This window comes from Streptomyces narbonensis (assembly GCF_014649015.1).
In the GTDB taxonomy this organism is placed as follows: Bacteria; Actinomycetota; Actinomycetes; order Streptomycetales; family Streptomycetaceae; genus Streptomyces; species Streptomyces narbonensis.
The window spans coordinates 429,158-444,847 of the sequence record NZ_BMSF01000004.1; the positions used below are offsets into that span (position 1 = coordinate 429,158).

The 15,690-nt window shown below is 70.1% G+C and carries 14 protein-coding genes; 11 read left to right on the plus strand and 3 right to left on the minus strand.

Going from position 1 to position 15,690, the window contains the following annotated elements:
• Nucleotides 1-79: 79 nt before the first annotated feature.
• Nucleotides 80-1,930, minus strand: a complete 1,851-nt coding sequence (locus IE124_RS10530; protein WP_189507134.1) for a bifunctional metallophosphatase/5'-nucleotidase — start codon at nt 1,928-1,930, stop codon at nt 80-82.
• Nucleotides 1,931-2,081: 151 nt separating this feature from the next.
• Here IE124_RS10530 and mshD point away from each other — a divergent pair, with 151 nt between their 5' ends.
• The 11 genes from mshD to pstB all read left to right on the plus strand — a co-directional run bounded on the left by mshD (nt 2,082) and on the right by pstB (nt 13,791).
• A complete protein-coding gene (mshD, locus tag IE124_RS10535) occupies nt 2,082-3,008 on the plus strand; it encodes a mycothiol synthase (protein WP_189507136.1) in 927 nt (308 codons plus the stop codon).
• A gap of 124 nt (nt 3,009-3,132) precedes the next feature.
• Entirely contained in the window at nt 3,133-3,519 is a 387-nt protein-coding gene (locus tag IE124_RS10540; protein WP_141297796.1) for a GntR family transcriptional regulator, read from the plus strand.
• Nucleotides 3,516-4,361: an ATP-binding cassette domain-containing protein gene (locus tag IE124_RS10545; protein WP_189507139.1), complete on the plus strand. Its 846-nt coding sequence runs from the start codon at nt 3,516-3,518 to the stop codon at nt 4,359-4,361. Before IE124_RS10540 ends, IE124_RS10545 begins: the two co-directional genes overlap by 4 nt.
• Nucleotides 4,358-5,278, plus strand: a complete 921-nt coding sequence (locus IE124_RS10550; protein WP_189507140.1) for an ABC transporter permease — start codon at nt 4,358-4,360, stop codon at nt 5,276-5,278. Before IE124_RS10545 ends, IE124_RS10550 begins: the two co-directional genes overlap by 4 nt.
• 118 nt (nt 5,279-5,396) lie before the next feature.
• Entirely contained in the window at nt 5,397-7,841 is a 2,445-nt protein-coding gene (locus IE124_RS10555; RefSeq protein ID WP_370468747.1) for an RNA degradosome polyphosphate kinase, read from the plus strand.
• Nucleotides 7,828-8,871 carry a CHAD domain-containing protein gene (locus IE124_RS10560; RefSeq protein WP_189507143.1) on the plus strand — a complete coding sequence of 348 codons (1,044 nt, stop codon included), beginning with the start codon at nt 7,828-7,830 and terminating at the stop codon, nt 8,869-8,871. The genes IE124_RS10555 and IE124_RS10560 overlap by 14 nt, the downstream gene beginning before the upstream one ends.
• Nucleotides 8,868-9,311 carry an NUDIX hydrolase gene (locus IE124_RS10565; RefSeq protein WP_189507145.1) on the plus strand — a complete coding sequence of 148 codons (444 nt, stop codon included), beginning with the start codon at nt 8,868-8,870 and terminating at the stop codon, nt 9,309-9,311. The genes IE124_RS10560 and IE124_RS10565 overlap by 4 nt, the downstream gene beginning before the upstream one ends.
• 384 nt (nt 9,312-9,695) lie before the next feature.
• Nucleotides 9,696-10,841 (plus strand): phosphate ABC transporter substrate-binding protein PstS, encoded by a 1,146-nt coding sequence (pstS, locus tag IE124_RS10570; protein ID WP_189507147.1) that lies wholly within the window; start codon nt 9,696-9,698, stop codon nt 10,839-10,841.
• Between the two features lie 104 nt (nt 10,842-10,945).
• Nucleotides 10,946-11,920, plus strand: a complete 975-nt coding sequence (gene pstC / locus IE124_RS10575) for a phosphate ABC transporter permease subunit PstC (protein ID WP_189507149.1) — start codon at nt 10,946-10,948, stop codon at nt 11,918-11,920.
• A complete protein-coding gene (gene pstA, locus IE124_RS10580; protein WP_189507151.1) occupies nt 11,917-12,990 on the plus strand; it encodes a phosphate ABC transporter permease PstA in 1,074 nt (357 codons plus the stop codon). The genes pstC and pstA overlap by 4 nt, the downstream gene beginning before the upstream one ends.
• Nucleotides 12,991-13,014: 24 nt before the next feature.
• Nucleotides 13,015-13,791, plus strand: coding sequence for a phosphate ABC transporter ATP-binding protein PstB (gene pstB / locus IE124_RS10585; RefSeq protein ID WP_189507153.1), 777 nt, complete (start codon nt 13,015-13,017; stop codon nt 13,789-13,791).
• Between the two features lie 95 nt (nt 13,792-13,886).
• Here pstB and IE124_RS10590 read toward each other — a convergent pair whose 3' ends face one another.
• A complete protein-coding gene (locus tag IE124_RS10590; protein ID WP_189507154.1) occupies nt 13,887-14,885 on the minus strand; it encodes an inorganic phosphate transporter in 999 nt (332 codons plus the stop codon).
• A 5-nt stretch (nt 14,886-14,890) separates the two neighbouring features.
• Nucleotides 14,891-15,511, minus strand: coding sequence for a DUF47 domain-containing protein (locus IE124_RS10595; protein WP_015035093.1), 621 nt, complete (start codon nt 15,509-15,511; stop codon nt 14,891-14,893).
• Nucleotides 15,512-15,690: the final 179 nt, after the last annotated feature.

Sequence of the window (15,690 nt, forward strand, 5' to 3'; positions counted from 1 at the left end):
GGTCTGCCGCACGTACGCGAAAGGGGGCGGCGGCCCGTCGGAACGGTCCGCCGCCCCCTCGCTCAGGGGCCCGGAAGGGCTACTTGACGACCGTGATGCGGCCCGTCGCCGGCGGAGTCAGCGGCGCGGTGGCCGAGGAGTGCGCCCCCAGGTAGGCGGTGAACATGTCCAGGTCGGACGCGCCGACCAGCTTGTTCTTGTGCTCCTTCAGGACAGCGAAGCCGTCGCCGCCACCGGACAGGAACTCGTTCATCGCGACCCGGTAGGTCTTCGCCGGGTCGATCGCCTCACCGTTGAGCCGCACCGAGTCCACCACGATCCGGTCGGCACCGGCCTTCGTCATGTCCAGGGTGTACGTGAAGTTCTTCGACACCTGGAGGATCTTCGGGGCCGCCAGGTTGAGGCCGCTGACCTGCTGCTGGAGCGTGGTGACGAGCTGGGCGCCGGTCAGGTCGACCGCCGTCATCATGTTGGTGAACGGCTGGACGGTGTACGCCTCGCCGTAGGTCACGACCCCGTCGCCCTCGGCGCCGGACTGCTTGTGGGTCAGCGGCGCGCGGACGCCTCCCGGGTTCATCAGGGCGAGCTGCGCACCGCCCTTGTCCGCCGGGGCCATGCCCTCCAGCTGCGCGTCCGCGATCAGGTTGCCCAGCGGCTTCTCGTACACCGTCGCATCGAGGGGGTTCTCGATGTCGGCGGAGATGTGACCGACGGGACGGCCGGCGATCGGCGCGGCCAGGTCCTTCCAGCGCTTGATCAGCTTGCTCATGTCGTCGGCCGGCTTCACGTCACGGGTGACGACGTGGTTCGCGGAGGCGACGGCGGTGCGGACGATGTCCTTCGTACGACGGTCGTAGGTGAGCGTCGTGTCGGTGTAGAGCCGGCCGAAGGAGGCCGCCGACGTGACCGTGCGCGGCTTGCCCGAGGGGTCCGGGATCGAGCACGCGTACGCCTGGTGCGTGTGGCCGGTGACCAGGGCGTCGACCTGCGGGGTCACGTTCTTGGCGATGTCCACGATCGGGCCGGAGATGCCGGCGCCGGCGCCCGGGGTGTCGCAGTCGTAGTTGTACGCGCCGGAGGCGGGCAGGCCGCCCTCGTGGAGCAGCGCGACGATCGACTTCACGCCCTTGCGCTCCAGCACCTTGGCGTACTTGTTGATCGTCTCGACCTCGTCGCCGAACTTCAGGCCCTTGATGCCCTCGGCGGAGACGATGTTCGCCGTGCCTTCCAGGGTCACGCCGATGAAGCCGATCTTGACGCCGTCGCGCTCCCAGATGAAGTACGGGTCGAGCAGCGGCTTGCCGCTCTTCTCGTCCGTCACGTTGGCCGTGAGGTACGGGAACTTCGCCCCCTTGAAGCGCTTGCCCTCCTCGAAGCAGCCCTCGGTCGGGTGACAGCCGCCGTTCTGTATGCGGGCCAGCTCGCGGGCGCCCTCGTCGAACTCGTGGTTGCCGACCGAGCTCACGTCGAGCTTCAGCTTGTTCAGCGCCTCGATGGTCGGCTCGTCGTGGAACAGCCCGGAGACCAGCGGAGAGGCGCCGATCATGTCGCCCGCGGCGGCGGTGACGGAGTACCGGTTGCCCTGGCGGGCCTGCCGCAGGTGCGTGGCCAGGTACTCGACGCCGCCGACGTCGTTGACGGTCTCGGTCGTGCCGTCTTCCTTGAGGCGGGTGAGGCGGCCCGACGAGCCGGTCGGCGGTTCCAGGTTGCCGTGGAGGTCGTTGAAGGACAGGAGCTGGACGTCGACCATGCGGCCCCAGCCCTTGCCGTTCCCGTAACCGCTCCCGCTCGCGGCCTCGGCGGCGAACCCGTCTCCGGCGGCACCCGCCGACGACGGCATCGCGGCGAAGAGCGCCCCGACGGTCGCCAGTCCCGCGCCCGCGGCCAGAATCCGCCGCCCGGTCTTGTTCTTCCTCGGTGTCGCTGCCATCTCTCCCCTAGTCCCCTTGCCCCGTTTCGCGGCCTTGATCTACTCCCCGTTGCGCGTGCAGCCTAGAGTCAACGCGCGTAGCGCAACAGGGGGTAGCTGGTTACAAGACAGTTGCCTCTTGCTGACGAGCTGTCGCCGTAGGCTCGTACCCATGACTTCCGACGCGGCGCCGGCCCTCGAACCGGGACGGCAGATCCACACGTATGACGAGCTCTCCCCCGAGCAGGTCCAGGACGTACTGGAGCTCCTCGAGGCCGCCGACCGGACCGACGGGCTGCACGCCGTGTCCGAGCAGGGGCGGCTCTACCTGCGGCACGGCCGCCGCGAGGGCGTGCGCCACTTCCTGCTCTCCGTCGGCCCGCACCTCTACGGCTACGCCCAGCTGGAGGAGACCGACCCGATCGAGGCCCCGGCCGCCGAGCTGGTCGTCCACCCGTCCCACCGCGGCCGCGGCCACGGCCGGGCACTCGGCACCGCCCTGCTCGCCGCCTCCGGCAAGCGGCTGCGCGTCTGGGCGCACGGCGGCAAGGCGGCGGCCCGGCACCTCGCACAGGTCCTCGGCCTGACGCTCTTCCGCGAACTCCGCCAGCTGCGGCGGCCCCTGACCCCGCTCGACATCCCGGAGCCGGTCCTGCCCGAGGGCGTCACCGTGCGTACGTTCGTCCCCGGCCAGGACGACACGGCCTGGCTCGCCGTCAACGCGACCGCGTTCGCACACCACCCGGAGCAGGGCTCGCTCACGCAGCGGGACCTGGACGACCGGACGGCCGAGCCGTGGTTCGACCCGAAGGGCTTCTTCCTCGCGGAGCGGGACGGGAAGCTGATCGGCTACCACTGGACGAAGACGCACGCCGAGGAGCAGCTCGGCGAGGTGTACGTGGTGGGCATCCTGCCCGACGCGCAGGGCGGCGGCCTCGGCAAGGCGCTCACGGCGATCGGCCTGCGGCACCTGGCGGCGCAGGGACTGCCGACGGCGATGCTGTACGTGGACGCGGACAACACGGCGGCGGTGCGGGTCTACGAGGGCCTCGGCTTCACGACGCACGAGGTGGACCTGATGTACCGCACGGAGTCGTAGGAGGGTCACGAGGGGCTCCGCGACGGGCTCTGTAACGCCTGTTGCTCAGGGGGCGGTTGACACCGCCCCCTTCTTTCCACCACCCTTTCACTACTTGATTAGTGAAAGGGTGGTGGAAGGGAACGTGGTCGAGTACCGCATCGACCGGCGCAGTGGCGTCGCCACCTACCTCCAGATCGTCCAGCAGACGAAACAGGCCCTCCGGATGGGCCTCCTGGAGCCCGGCGACCGACTGCCCACCGCACGCGAGGTCGTCGAATCGACGGCCATCAACCCCAACACGGTCCTCAAGGCCTACCGCGAGCTCGAACGCGAAGGCCTCGTCGAGGCCCGCCGCGGCCTCGGCACCTTCGTCCGCGCCACGCTCGGCACAGGCCCCGCCGACTCGCCCCTGCGCGGCGAACTCACCGACTGGGCCCGCCGCGCCCGCGCCGCCGGACTGGACCGCGAGGACGTGTCCGCGCTCTTCACATCCGTACTGAAGGAACACTTCGAGGGGGACGACGCATGACGAGAGACGGCATCGCGCTGGAGGCCGATCTCCTGGGCAAGAAATACGGGGGGAGGGGCCGCGGCTGGGCGCTGCGGGGCTGCACCTTCGCCCTCCCCGCCGGGCGGATCTGCGCCCTCGTCGGCCCGAACGGCGCCGGCAAGTCCACCCTCCTCGCCCTCACCGCCGGGCTCCTGCGCCCCACCGAGGGCACGATCCAGGCCCCGCCCCGCGAGCACCTCGCGTACGTCGCCCAGGACAAGCCGCTCCACCCCCGGCTGTCCGTCGCCGACACCCTGCGCATGGGCCGCGAGCTCAACCCGGGCCGCTGGGACGAGACCGCGGCGCAGCGCGTGATGGCCGACGAGCTCGACCCGCACGCGCTCGTCCGCGACCTCTCCGGCGGCCAGCGCACCCGGGTCGCCCTCGCGCTCGCCCTCGGCAAGCGCGCCGAACTCCTGCTCCTCGACGAGCCGATGGCCGACCTCGACCCGCTCGCCCGCCACCAGCTCATGGGCTTGCTCATGGCCGACGCGGCCGAGAACGGCACGACCGTCGTCATGTCCTCGCACATCCTCACCGAGCTGGAGGGCGCCTGCGACCACCTCCTCCTGCTCCGCGGCGGCCAGGTCCGCCTCGACGGCACCGTGGACGAACTCCTCGCCGCCCACACCCTGCTCACCGGCCCCGTCGCCGACCTCGCCCCGCACACGGTGGTCGAGTCCCGCACGACAGGCCGTCAGCTCACGGCCCTGATCCGCCACGAGGGCCCGGTCGAAGGCCCCTGGGAGACCCAGGAACCCTCCCTGGAAGACCTCCTCCTCGCCCACCTCCGCACCACCCCCGAAGGAGCCCCGGCATGAGCACCCTCACCCTGAAGGGCCCCTACTGGGTGACGGTCCGGCAGTACCGGCGGACGCTGTGGCTGGTGGCGGGCGCCGTCCTGCTCAGCCTGGCGAGCATGGTCGCGCTCATGTACGTCGACACCCCGACCCCCGGCACCGACCGGAACTTCGACTACACCGTCCTGCGGGTCGCCATGGACTGGGCCTCCTCGGCCATGATCCTGCTGCCCCTGATCGTCGGCGCGTTCGTCGCGGGCCCGATGGTCGCCCGGGAGCTGGAGTCGGGCACGTACAAGCTCGCCCTCACCCAGTCCGTCAGCCCCTCCCGCTGGCTCGGCTCGAAGCTCCTGACCGCCGGCGCGGTGATCGTCCCCGCCACGGTCGCGCTCATCGGCATCTACCGCCTCGGCTGGGGAAACGTCGCCGGGACCTGGTCGTTCCAGTGGTACGAAGCGGGGACCTACGAGGCCACCGGCCCCGTCCTCGTCGCGCAGGCTCTGCTCGCCCTCGGCCTCGGGGCCCTGATCGGCCAGCTGATCCGCCGGACCGTGACCGCCATGGCCCTCACCGGCCTGGTCACCGGGCTTGTCCTGCTCCTCGTCGGGCAGCTGCGCTGGTCGCTCATGCCGGTGCAGACCCTGACCGCACCGCTCACCGAGGGGATGGAGATCCCCAACGTGCCCGCCTCCTCCTGGCAGGACGAGTACGGGCTCGTCACCGCCTCCGGCGACCGGCTTCCGTCCGATGCCTGCTGGCAGCGCACCGAGGTGTGGAACGTCTGCCCTGCCGACATGAACGTCGTCGCTCAGTACGTGGACTACCACCCCTCCTCCCACTACTGGCCGATCCAGCTCATCGAGACCGGCATCGTCCTCGCCCTCGCCGCCGTCGCGCTGTACGCCGCCTTCCGCGTCCTGCGCGCCCGCCACCCGTAGAGCGTTCAACCGATCGAGACCGATCAAGGGGGCGGGGCCCTGACACGGCCCCGCCCCCGATTCCCGTACGACATGTCGTCGTTACCGGCCATTCAGACGCGCTTGCGACGCTCACGCAATGAAGCGATCCGTGATCAAGCCCGGCAGGGCGGTCCTCCCCAAAGGGAGACTGCCCTCCCCCACGGCCCGCTCCGACGCGCACGACGACCTCTTCGCGCGGAAGAATGGGGCCATGAGCCAGCAGCCCGCCGAGGTCCCGGTCCAGTCCTCCGCCACGCCGTCCGCCCAGACGCCCGCGAACGCCCCCGCGAAGTCGTCGACGAAGGCCTCCGCGAAGTCGTCCGCGAAGACCGTGGCGACCGCGAAGACGTCCCCCCAGGCGGCCCTCGGCTCCATAGCCGCACACCGCCCCCTCAGCATGGACGCGGCCGACGCGGCCACCGCCGCCGCCCTGGACGACGACCCCGACACCTACGTCGCCGACGGCGCACTCGGCGACGAGCTGCCCCAGGGACGCTTCCTCGACCGGGAACGAAGCTGGCTCGCCTTCAACGAACGCGTCCTCGAACTCGCCGAGGACCCGACCACCCCCCTCCTCGAACGAGCGAACTTCCTCGCGATCTTCGCCTCGAACCTCGACGAGTTCTTCATGGTCCGGGTCGCCGGTCTCAAGCGCCGCATCGCCACCGGCGTCGCCACCCGCTCCGCCTCCGGACTCCAGCCCCGCGAGGTCCTCGAGCAGATCTGGACGCGCTCGCGCGAGCTCATGGCCCGGCACGCCGCCTGCTACCAGCAGGACGTGGCACCGGCCCTGGCCGACGAGGGCATCCACCTCATCCGCTGGCCCGAACTCACGGAGAAGGAGCAGGCGCGGCTCTTCACCCTCTTCCGCCAGCAGATCTTCCCCGTCCTCACCCCGCTGGCCGTGGACCCGGTCCACCCCTTCCCCTACATCTCCGGCCTGAGCCTCAACCTCGCCGTGGTCGTACGCAACCCGGTCAGCGGCCACCGCCACTTCGCGCGCGTGAAGGTGCCGCCGCTGCTCTCCCGCTTCCTGGAGGCCTCCCCGCAGCGCTACGTCCCCCTGGAGGACGTGATCGCGGCGCACCTGGAGGAGTTGTTCCCCGGCATGGAGGTGCTCGCGCACCACATGTTCCGGGTGACCAGGAACGAGGACCTGGAGGTCGAGGAGGACGACGCCGAGAACCTCCTCCAGGCCCTGGAGAAGGAGCTCATGCGGCGCCGCTTCGGCCCGCCGGTGCGCCTGGAGGTCGAGGAGTCCATCGACCCCTACGTCCTCGACCTGCTGGTCCGCGAGCTGAAGGTCTCCGACGCCGAGGTCTACCCGCTGCCCGGCCCGCTCGACCTCACCGGACTCTTCGGGATCGCCGGGCAGGACCGGCCCGAGCTGAAGTTCCCCAAGTTCGTGGCCGGCACCCACCGCGACCTCGCCGAGGTCGAGTCGGCGTCCGCGCCGGACATATTCGCCGCGCTGCGCGAGCGGGACGTGCTGCTCCACCACCCGTACGACAGCTTCTCCACCTCCGTCCAGGCCTTCCTGGAGCAGGCGGCGGCCGACCCGGACGTCCTCGCGATCAAGCAGACGCTGTACCGCACGTCCGGCGACTCCCCGATAGTCGACGCCCTCATCGACGCCGCCGAGTCCGGCAAGCAGGTCCTCGTCCTCGTCGAGATCAAGGCCCGCTTCGACGAGCAGGCCAACATCAAGTGGGCGCGCAAGCTGGAGGAGGCCGGCTGCCACGTCGTCTACGGCCTCGTCGGCCTGAAGACCCACTGCAAGCTGTCGCTGGTCGTCCGCCAGGAAGGCGAGCTCCTGCGCCGGTACTCGCACGTCGGCACCGGCAACTACCACCCGAAGACGGCCCGGCTGTACGAGGACCTGGGCCTGCTCACCGCCGACCCCCAGGTCGGCGCGGACCTGTCCGACCTGTTCAACCGGCTCTCCGGCTACTCGCGGCGCGAGACGTACCGGCGTCTGCTCACCGCACCCAAGTCGCTGCGGGACGGACTGGTCTCCCGGATCACCAAGGAGATCGCCCACCACCGCGCCGGCCGGCCCGCGTACGTGCGGATCAAGGTCAACTCGATGGTCGACGAGGCGATCATCGACGCCTGCTACCAGGCCTCCCGGGCCGGGGTGCCCGTCGACATCTGGGTCCGCGGCATCTGCGCCGTGCGCCCCGGGGTCACCGGGCTCTCCGAGAACGTCCGGGTCCGCTCGGTCCTCGGCCGCTTCCTGGAGCACTCCCGGGTCTTCGCCTTCGGCAACGGCGGCGAGCCCGAGGTCTGGCTCGGCAGCGCCGACATGATGCACCGCAACCTGGACCGCCGCATCGAGGCCCTCGTACGGGTCTCCGACCCGGCCCACCGGGCCGCCCTGACCCGGCTCCTGGAGACCGGGATGTCCGACACCACCTCCTCCTGGCACCTCGGCCCCGACGGGAACTGGACGCGGCACGCGACCGACCCCGAGGGCAAGCCGCTGCGGCACGTCCAGGAGATGCTCATCGACGCGCGGAGGCGCCGGCGTGCACAACCTTGACCCCCTGCGGGACGTCACGGCGGGCGAGGTCGTGGCCCCCTATCTCCACGCCCGGGCCGCGGACTTCCTCCGCGGCCTGCGGGTCCACGGCGAGAGCGGCTCCGACTCGGCCGGGGCGGAGGAGGCCGCCCGCACGCTACGGGCGGCCGCCCGCCGGATCAGCGGCACCCTCCACACCTTCCGGCCGCTGCTCGACGCGGCCTGGGCCGACCAGCTGCGGACCGAGCTGGCCTGGCTCTCCGGGACCCTGGCCCTGGAACAGGCCTGCACGTCCCGGCTCGTCCGCCTGGTGGACGCCCTGTCCCGCCTGTCGAGCGCGGGCGGCCCGGTCCCGGCGGCCCGCGGCGGCGGGACGGCCACGGCCACAAGCAGGAACCCGGGCGCCCGCACGGAGACAGGCTCCGGGGCAGCCGCAGCGGGCCTCACCGTGGGCGCCGCCCGCGCCGGCGCCCTCCTCGAACGCCAGCTGACCCTGGCCCGGACCCGCGCCCACTCGGCGGCGCTCCAGGCCCTCGGCTCCGCCCGCTTCCACGCGGTCGCCGACGCCGTCGCTCTCCTCGCCTCCGAGGTACCGCTCGGCCCGGCCGGAGCGGCCCCCGCCACGGAGGTCGTCGACGCGCCCGCCGGGGACGCCGAGCGGCGCCTCCTCGAATCGGTGGCCGCGCTCCCCCTGACCCGGGCGGCCCACCCGTACAACTCCGACGCCCTCGCCCTCGCGGCCGGCGAGTCCCAGGACGCGCCCTGGCACCGGACCCGGCACCTGCTGCGCCTGCACCGGTACGCCTCCGAGGTCCTGCACACCGGCGGCGAGCCCGACCCCGTCCTGTTCGAGTCCGCCCGCGCCCTGGACCGGCACCGCGACGCCGCCGAGGCCGCGGCGGCCGCCGCCGCGGCGGCCCGCACCCCCCGGATCGCCCCGGCGACGGCGTACGCCCTCGGGGTCCTCCACGCCGACCAACGCCACGAGGTGGAAGCCGCCCGCTTCGCCTTCCAGCACGCCTGGCGAAGAGCGACAGCCCCGGTCTCATGAACGGGAAGCCCCCGGTCCTGGCGGCGGGCTGCGTCCTGTGGCGCCCGTCGCCTTCCGGCCACGGCATCGAGATCGCGGTGATCTTCCGTCCGAAGTGGTCGGACTGGTCCCACCCGAAGGGCAAGCTGAAGCGCGGCGAGAGCGCGCTCCCGGGAGCCCTCCGCGAGGTCCGGGAGGAGACCGGCATGACCTGCGAGCCCGGCATGGAACTGGCCACCGTCCGCTATGTGACTCAGGGCCGCCCCAAAGAGGTCCGCTACTGGGCGGCCGAGGCCACGGACGGGTCGTTCGAAGCGAACCGTGAAGTCTCACGGCTGCTGTGGCTCCCTCCGCCGGCCGCGCAGGCCCGTCTCACCAGGGACCACGACAAAGAGCTGGTCGACATGCTCCTCACGGTCCTGAGAGCCGGACAGCCTTCTCGCGGCACCACGAAGGAATGAGCAGGGTGGGATCGAAGGGGGCCCTGTCACTGACGCCCTCAGGCACGGGGAGGACGAGCACCGAAGCGAGTACGCGTGCGATCACCTCACGCTCCTCCCGCACCCCCAGGCGACCCCACCGCTCGCGCTCCACGATCGTGTCGGCGTTCTCGGAGCGCCGCGCCTGTCCACCGCCATGATCCGGAGCACCCCCCGCACCGCCACTTCCGGCACGGTTCACTTCCCGTTCACTCTCTTCCGTCGACGGCTTCACCTGTTCTGCCTAATTTCGGACTCACACGGTGCTCGGAGCACTGCGATGCACCACCAACCCACACGCGCCGCCGTAGAACGACCAGGACATCGGGTCCGCGGCAAGGCGGCTTCTGGAAGGAACACCCGAAAGTGAAGCTTTCGCGCAAGAACGGGCTTCGCGCCTCCGCGATCGGTGCCCTCGTCGTCTCCGGCGCCCTGGTCCTCTCGGCGTGTGGCTCGGACAACAACACGGAGACCCCGGCGAAGGACGGCGGCACCGCCAAGACGTCCGCCGCGTCGAACATCGACTGCGCCGGCGCCAAGGGCAAGCTGCTCGCCGCCGGCTCCAGCGCGCAGCGGAACGCGATGGACCTGTGGGTCAAGAACTTCCAGGCCGCCTGTGAGGGCGTCGAGATCAACTACCAGGGCATCGGCTCCGGCGGTGGCATCACCAAGTTCAACCAGGGCCAGGTCGCCTTCGCGGGCTCCGACTCCGCCCTGAAGGACGAAGAGGTCGCCGAGTCCCAGAAGATCTGCACCGGCGGCGGCAAGGGCGTCAACCTGCCGATGGTCGGCGGCCCCATCGCCGTCGCGTACAAGCTGGACGGCGTGGACAACCTGATCCTCGACGCCTCCACCATCGCCAAGATCTTCGACAACAAGATCACCAAGTGGAACGACCCGGCGATCACCAAGCTGAACCCGGGCGCGAAGCTCCCCGACTCCGCCATCCAGGCCTTCCACCGCTCGGACGAGTCGGGCACCACCCAGAACCTGGGCAAGTACCTCTCCACCGCCGCCCCGGCGGACTGGAAGCACGACCCGAAGTCGAAGTCGTGGCCCGCCCAGGGCGGCCAGGCCGCCAACGGCTCCTCCGGTGTCGCCACCGCGGTCAAGGACGTCGAGGGCTCCATCAGCTACATGGAGCTCTCGTACGCCGAGGCCAACAAGTCCTCCACGGTCAGCATCGCCACCGGTGCCGCCGCCCCGGTCGCCGCCACCACGGAGAACGCCTCCAAGGCCATCGCCGCCGCCAAGGTCAAGGGCACGGGCAACGACGTCGCCCTCTCCCTCGACTACAAGACCAAGGCCGACGGCGCCTACCCGATCGTCCTCGTCACGTACGAGATCGCCTGCGACAAGGGCAACAAGGCGGAGACCCTGCCGACCCTGAAGGCCTTCCTCAACTACACCGTGAGCGAGGAGGGCCAGAAGGTCCTCTCCGACGCCGGCTACGCCCCGCTCCCGGCCGAGATCGCGGCCAAGGTCCGCGCGATCGTCCCCACCCTGTCCTGACCCCCGGCCGGGTCCGGCCCCGACCCAGGGGCCGGCCCCGGCATCCGGTGCACCGCCGCCAGGAGCCCGTACAGCCGTACGAGCACCGCAGACCGGAGAAGCAGATGGCTACCACCACACCAGACATACAGAGGAACAGGCGCGCCAAGAGCGCGTCCCGCCCCGGTGACCGCATCTTCAGCGGTCTGTCCCGAGGCTCCGGCATCACCCTCCTCGTGATCATGGCCGCGATCGCCGGCTTCCTCACCTACCGCGCGATCCTCGCGATCTCGAAGGACAGCACCAGCTTCTTCACCACCTTCGAGTGGAACCCGGCCGGCAACCCGCCGGTCTTCGGCATCGCCGTCCTCGCCTTCGGCACGATCGTCTCCTCGGTCATCGCGATGCTCATCGCCGTGCCGGTCGCGATCGGCATCGCGCTCTTCATCTCGCACTACGCTCCGCGCAAGCTGGCCAAGCCGCTCGCGTACGTGGTCGACCTGCTCGCCGCCGTGCCCAGCATCATCTACGGCCTCTGGGGCGCGATCTTCCTGGTCCCGTACCTGGACGGCCTGAACCAGTGGCTCGACGAGTACATGGGCTGGACGTACATCTTCGACAAGTCCGGCGAAGGCGTCGCCCGCAACCTCTTCACCGTGGGCATCCTGCTGGCGATCATGATCCTGCCGATCATCACCAACGTCACCCGCGAGGTCTTCCTCCAGGCCCCGAAGATGCACGAAGAGGCGGCCCTCGCCCTCGGCGCCACGCGCTGGGAGGTCATCCGCATGTCGGTGCTGCCCTTCGGCCGCTCCGGCATCATCTCCGCCTCCATGCTCGGCCTCGGCCGCGCGCTCGGCGAGACCATGGCCGTCGCCGTGGTCCTCTCCCCCAGCTTCCTCATCTCGGGCCACCTGCTCGACCCGGGCGGCGGCACCTTCGCCCAGAACATCGCCGCCAAGTTCAACGAGGCCAACGAGTTCGGCCGCGACGCGCTCATCGCCTCCGGTCTCGTCCTCTTCGTCATCACCCTGCTGGTCAACGGCGCCGCCCGCTGGATCATCGGCCGCCGCAAGGAGTACTCGGGGGCCGCGGCATGAGCCACGCCATTCAGGAACGTCCGGTCTCCGTCGCCCCCCGGCGCGGACCCCTCTCCCACGCCCGCCTCCCCCGCTGGACCCCGGCCGCCGTCGCCGCCTTCTCGATCGCCGCGGGCATCGGGATCGGCCTCGCCGCCGGCTGGCACAGCAAGGTCCAGTGGGGCATGCTCGCCGCCCTGCTCTTCGTCCTCACGACGTACGCCGTCACCACGAAGGTCGAGGGCGCCCGTCAGGCCAAGGACCGCGTCGCGACCAGCCTCGTCTGGGTCTGCTTCGTCCTCGCCGTCGTCCCGCTGCTCTCCCTCGCCTGGGTCACGATCAGCAAGGGAATGGCCGTCCTCGACGTCTACTTCCTGACCCACTCGATGAACGGCGTCCTCGACACCGAGGCCGGCGGCGGCGTCTACCACGCGCTCCTCGGCACCATCGAGCAGGTCGGCATCGCGACGCTGATCGCGGCCCCGATCGGCCTGCTGACCGCGGTCTACCTCGTCGAGTACGGCGGCGGGAAGCTCGCCCAGGCCGTCACCTTCTTCGTCGACGTCATGACGGGCATCCCGTCGATCGTCGCCGGTCTGTTCATCCTTGCCACCTGGAACCTGATGCTGGGCTTCGGCCCCTCCGGTTTCGCCGGCGCGATGGCCCTCGCGATCCTGATGATGCCGGTCGTCGTCCGCTCCACCGAGGAGATGCTCAAGCTCGTCCCGAACGAGCTCCGCGAGGCCTCCCTCGCCCTCGGCATCCCCAAGTGGCGCACGATCCTGAAGGTGGTCCTGCCCACCGCGATCGGCGGCATCACCACGGGCGTCATGCTCGCGGTCGCCCGCATCACCGGCGAGACAGCCCCCGTCCTGCTCCTCGTGTTCGGTACGAAGCTCATCAACCCGAACCCCTTCGAAGGCGCCCAGTCCTCCCTGCCGCTCTACGTGTACGAGCAGTACGCGGTCGGCACCGACGCCTCGGTGGCCCGTGCCTGGGCCGCCGCGCTCGTCCTGATCGCCTTCGTCATGATCCTCAACCTGGTGGCCCGCGGCATCGCCCGCTGGAAGGCCCCGAAGACCGGCCGCTGACCGCGGCAATTGGAAGTGATTCACATGGCCAAGCGCATCGACGTCAGCGGCCTCTCCGCCTTCTACGGCGCCCACAAGGCGATCGACGACATCTCGATGACCGTCGAGCCCCGCTCCGTGACGGCCTTCATCGGCCCCTCCGGCTGCGGCAAGTCCACCTTCCTGCGCACCCTGAACCGCATGCACGAGGTCACCCCCGGTGGCCGCGTCGAGGGCAAGGTGATGCTCGACGACGAGAACCTGTACGGCTCGAACGTCGACCCGGTCGCCGTGCGGCGCACGGTCGGCATGGTCTTCCAGCGCCCCAACCCCTTCCCCACCATGTCGATCTTCGACAACGTGGCGGCGGGCCTGCGGCTCAACGGCAAGTACAAGAAGTCCGCGCTCAACGACATCGTCGAGAAGTCCCTCAAGGGCGCGAACCTCTGGAACGAGGTCAAGGACCGTCTGAACAAGCCGGGCTCCGGCCTCTCCGGTGGTCAGCAGCAGCGTCTGTGCATCGCGCGGGCCATCGCCGTCGAGCCGGACGTCCTGCTCATGGACGAGCCCTGCTCCGCCCTCGACCCGATCTCCACCCTCGCCATCGAGGACCTGATCGGCGAGCTGAAGGAGCGCTTCACGATCGTCATCGTGACGCACAACATGCAGCAGGCCGCCCGCGTCTCCGACCGCACGGCCTTCTTCAACCTGGCGGCCGTCGGCCAGCCTGGCAAGCTCATCGAGCTGGACGACACCGAGCGCATCTTCTCCAACCCGAGCGTCCAGGCGACCGAGGACTACATCTCGGGCCGCTTCGGATAAGGCTCGTCCTGCGGTGCTGCATGGCGGTGCCACCGTAAGACGAAGGGCCCGGCTCCCCCACAGGGGAGCCGGGCCCGACCACTTTCGGCCATGCGTCAGCCGAACAGGAGCTGCACCACGTAGAAGCTCGCGGCGGCGACCAAGGCCGCCGCCGGCATGGTGATGAACCAGCCGAGGATGATGTTCTTGGCGACACCCCACCGCACCGCGTTGATGCGCTTCGTCGCGCCGACGCCCATGATCGCGGAGGTGATGACGTGCGTCGTCGAGATCGGCGCGTGGAAGAGGAACGCCGAGCCGAACATGATCGACGCACCCGTCGTCTCCGCGGCGAAGCCCTGCGGCGGGTCCAGCTCGATGATCTTTCGGCCGAGGGTCCGCATGATGCGCCAGCCGCCCGCGTACGTACCGAGCGAGAGCATCACGGCACAGGCGATCTTCACCCACACCGGGATGTCGTCGCCCGACTGCTGCACGTCGGCGATGACCAGGGCCATCACCACGATGCCCATGGTCTTCTGCGCGTCCTGCAGACCGTGGCCGAGCGCCATGCCGGCCGCCGACACCGTCTGCGCGATACGGAAGCCGCGCTTGGCCTTGTGCGGGTTGGCCTTGCGGAACATCCACAGGATCGCGCACATCACCAGGTAACCGGCCACGAGGCCGACCACCGGCGAGATGAACATGGGGATGACGACCTTGTCGAGGACGCCGCCCCAGAGCACCTCGGTGCCGCCGGCGAGCGCCGCACCCACCATGCCGCCGAACAGCGCGTGCGAGGAGGAGGACGGCAGGCCGAAGTACCAGGTGATCAGGTTCCAGATGATCGCGCCGACGAGCGCGGCGAAGAGGATGCCCATCCCCTTGTCACCGGTCGGGGTCTCGATGAGCCCCTCACTGACGGTCTTGGCGACCCCGCTGCCCATGAAGGCGCCCGCGAGGTTCATGACCGCGGCCATCGCCAGCGCTGCCCGGGGGGTCAGCGCCCGGGTCGACACCGAGGTGGCGATGGCGTTGGCGGAGTCGTGGAAGCCGTTGGTATAGGTGAAGCCGAGCGCGACACCGATGGTCACGATCAGAGCGAAGGTGTCCACGAAGCTCAGGACTCCTTGACCGCGATGGTCTCCACCGTGTTGGCGACGTGCTCGAAGGCGTCGGCCGCCTCTTCCAGGACATCGACGATCTGCTTGAGCTTGAGCACCTCGATGGCGTCGTACTTGCCGTTGAAGAGCGTCGCGAGCAGCTTGCGGTGGATCTGGTCCGCCTGGTTCTCGAGACGGTTGACCTCGATCCAGTACTCGGTGAGGTTGGCCATCGTCCGCAGGTTCGGCATGGCCTCGGCGGTCAGCTCGGCCGCCCGGGCCAGGACCTCGATCTGCTGCTCGACACCCTTGGGGAGTTCCTCGACGTTGTAGAGGACGACCAGGTCGACGGCCTCCTCCATGAAGTCCATGATGTCGTCGAGGGACGACGCGAGGTTGTAGATGTCCTCGCGGTCGAAGGGTGTGATGAAGGAGGAGTTCAGCTGGTGGAAGATCGCGTGGGTGGCGTCGTCGCCGGCGTGCTCCGCTGCCCGCATCCGCTCCGCGATCTCGGCCCGGGCGGAAGGCTCCGCTCCGAGCAGTTCCATCAGGAGCTTGGAGCCCGTGACGATGTTGTCCGCGGACGCGGCGAACATGTCGTAGAAGCTCGTCTCCCTGGGGGTCAGACGAAATCGCACGTGAGGTCCTCGGGGTGCTGGGTTTCGGTCAGGCTGATGCTAGGCGCATCATCCGGCCACGGCTAACCGGCGTCCTCTCAGTGTCGCCCATCAGGCACAGTGAACTGCACGGGCCCCCGCCCGGATCGGCGGGGATCGGTACCATATACCCACGAGGGGTATACACCCCCTTTCTGGAC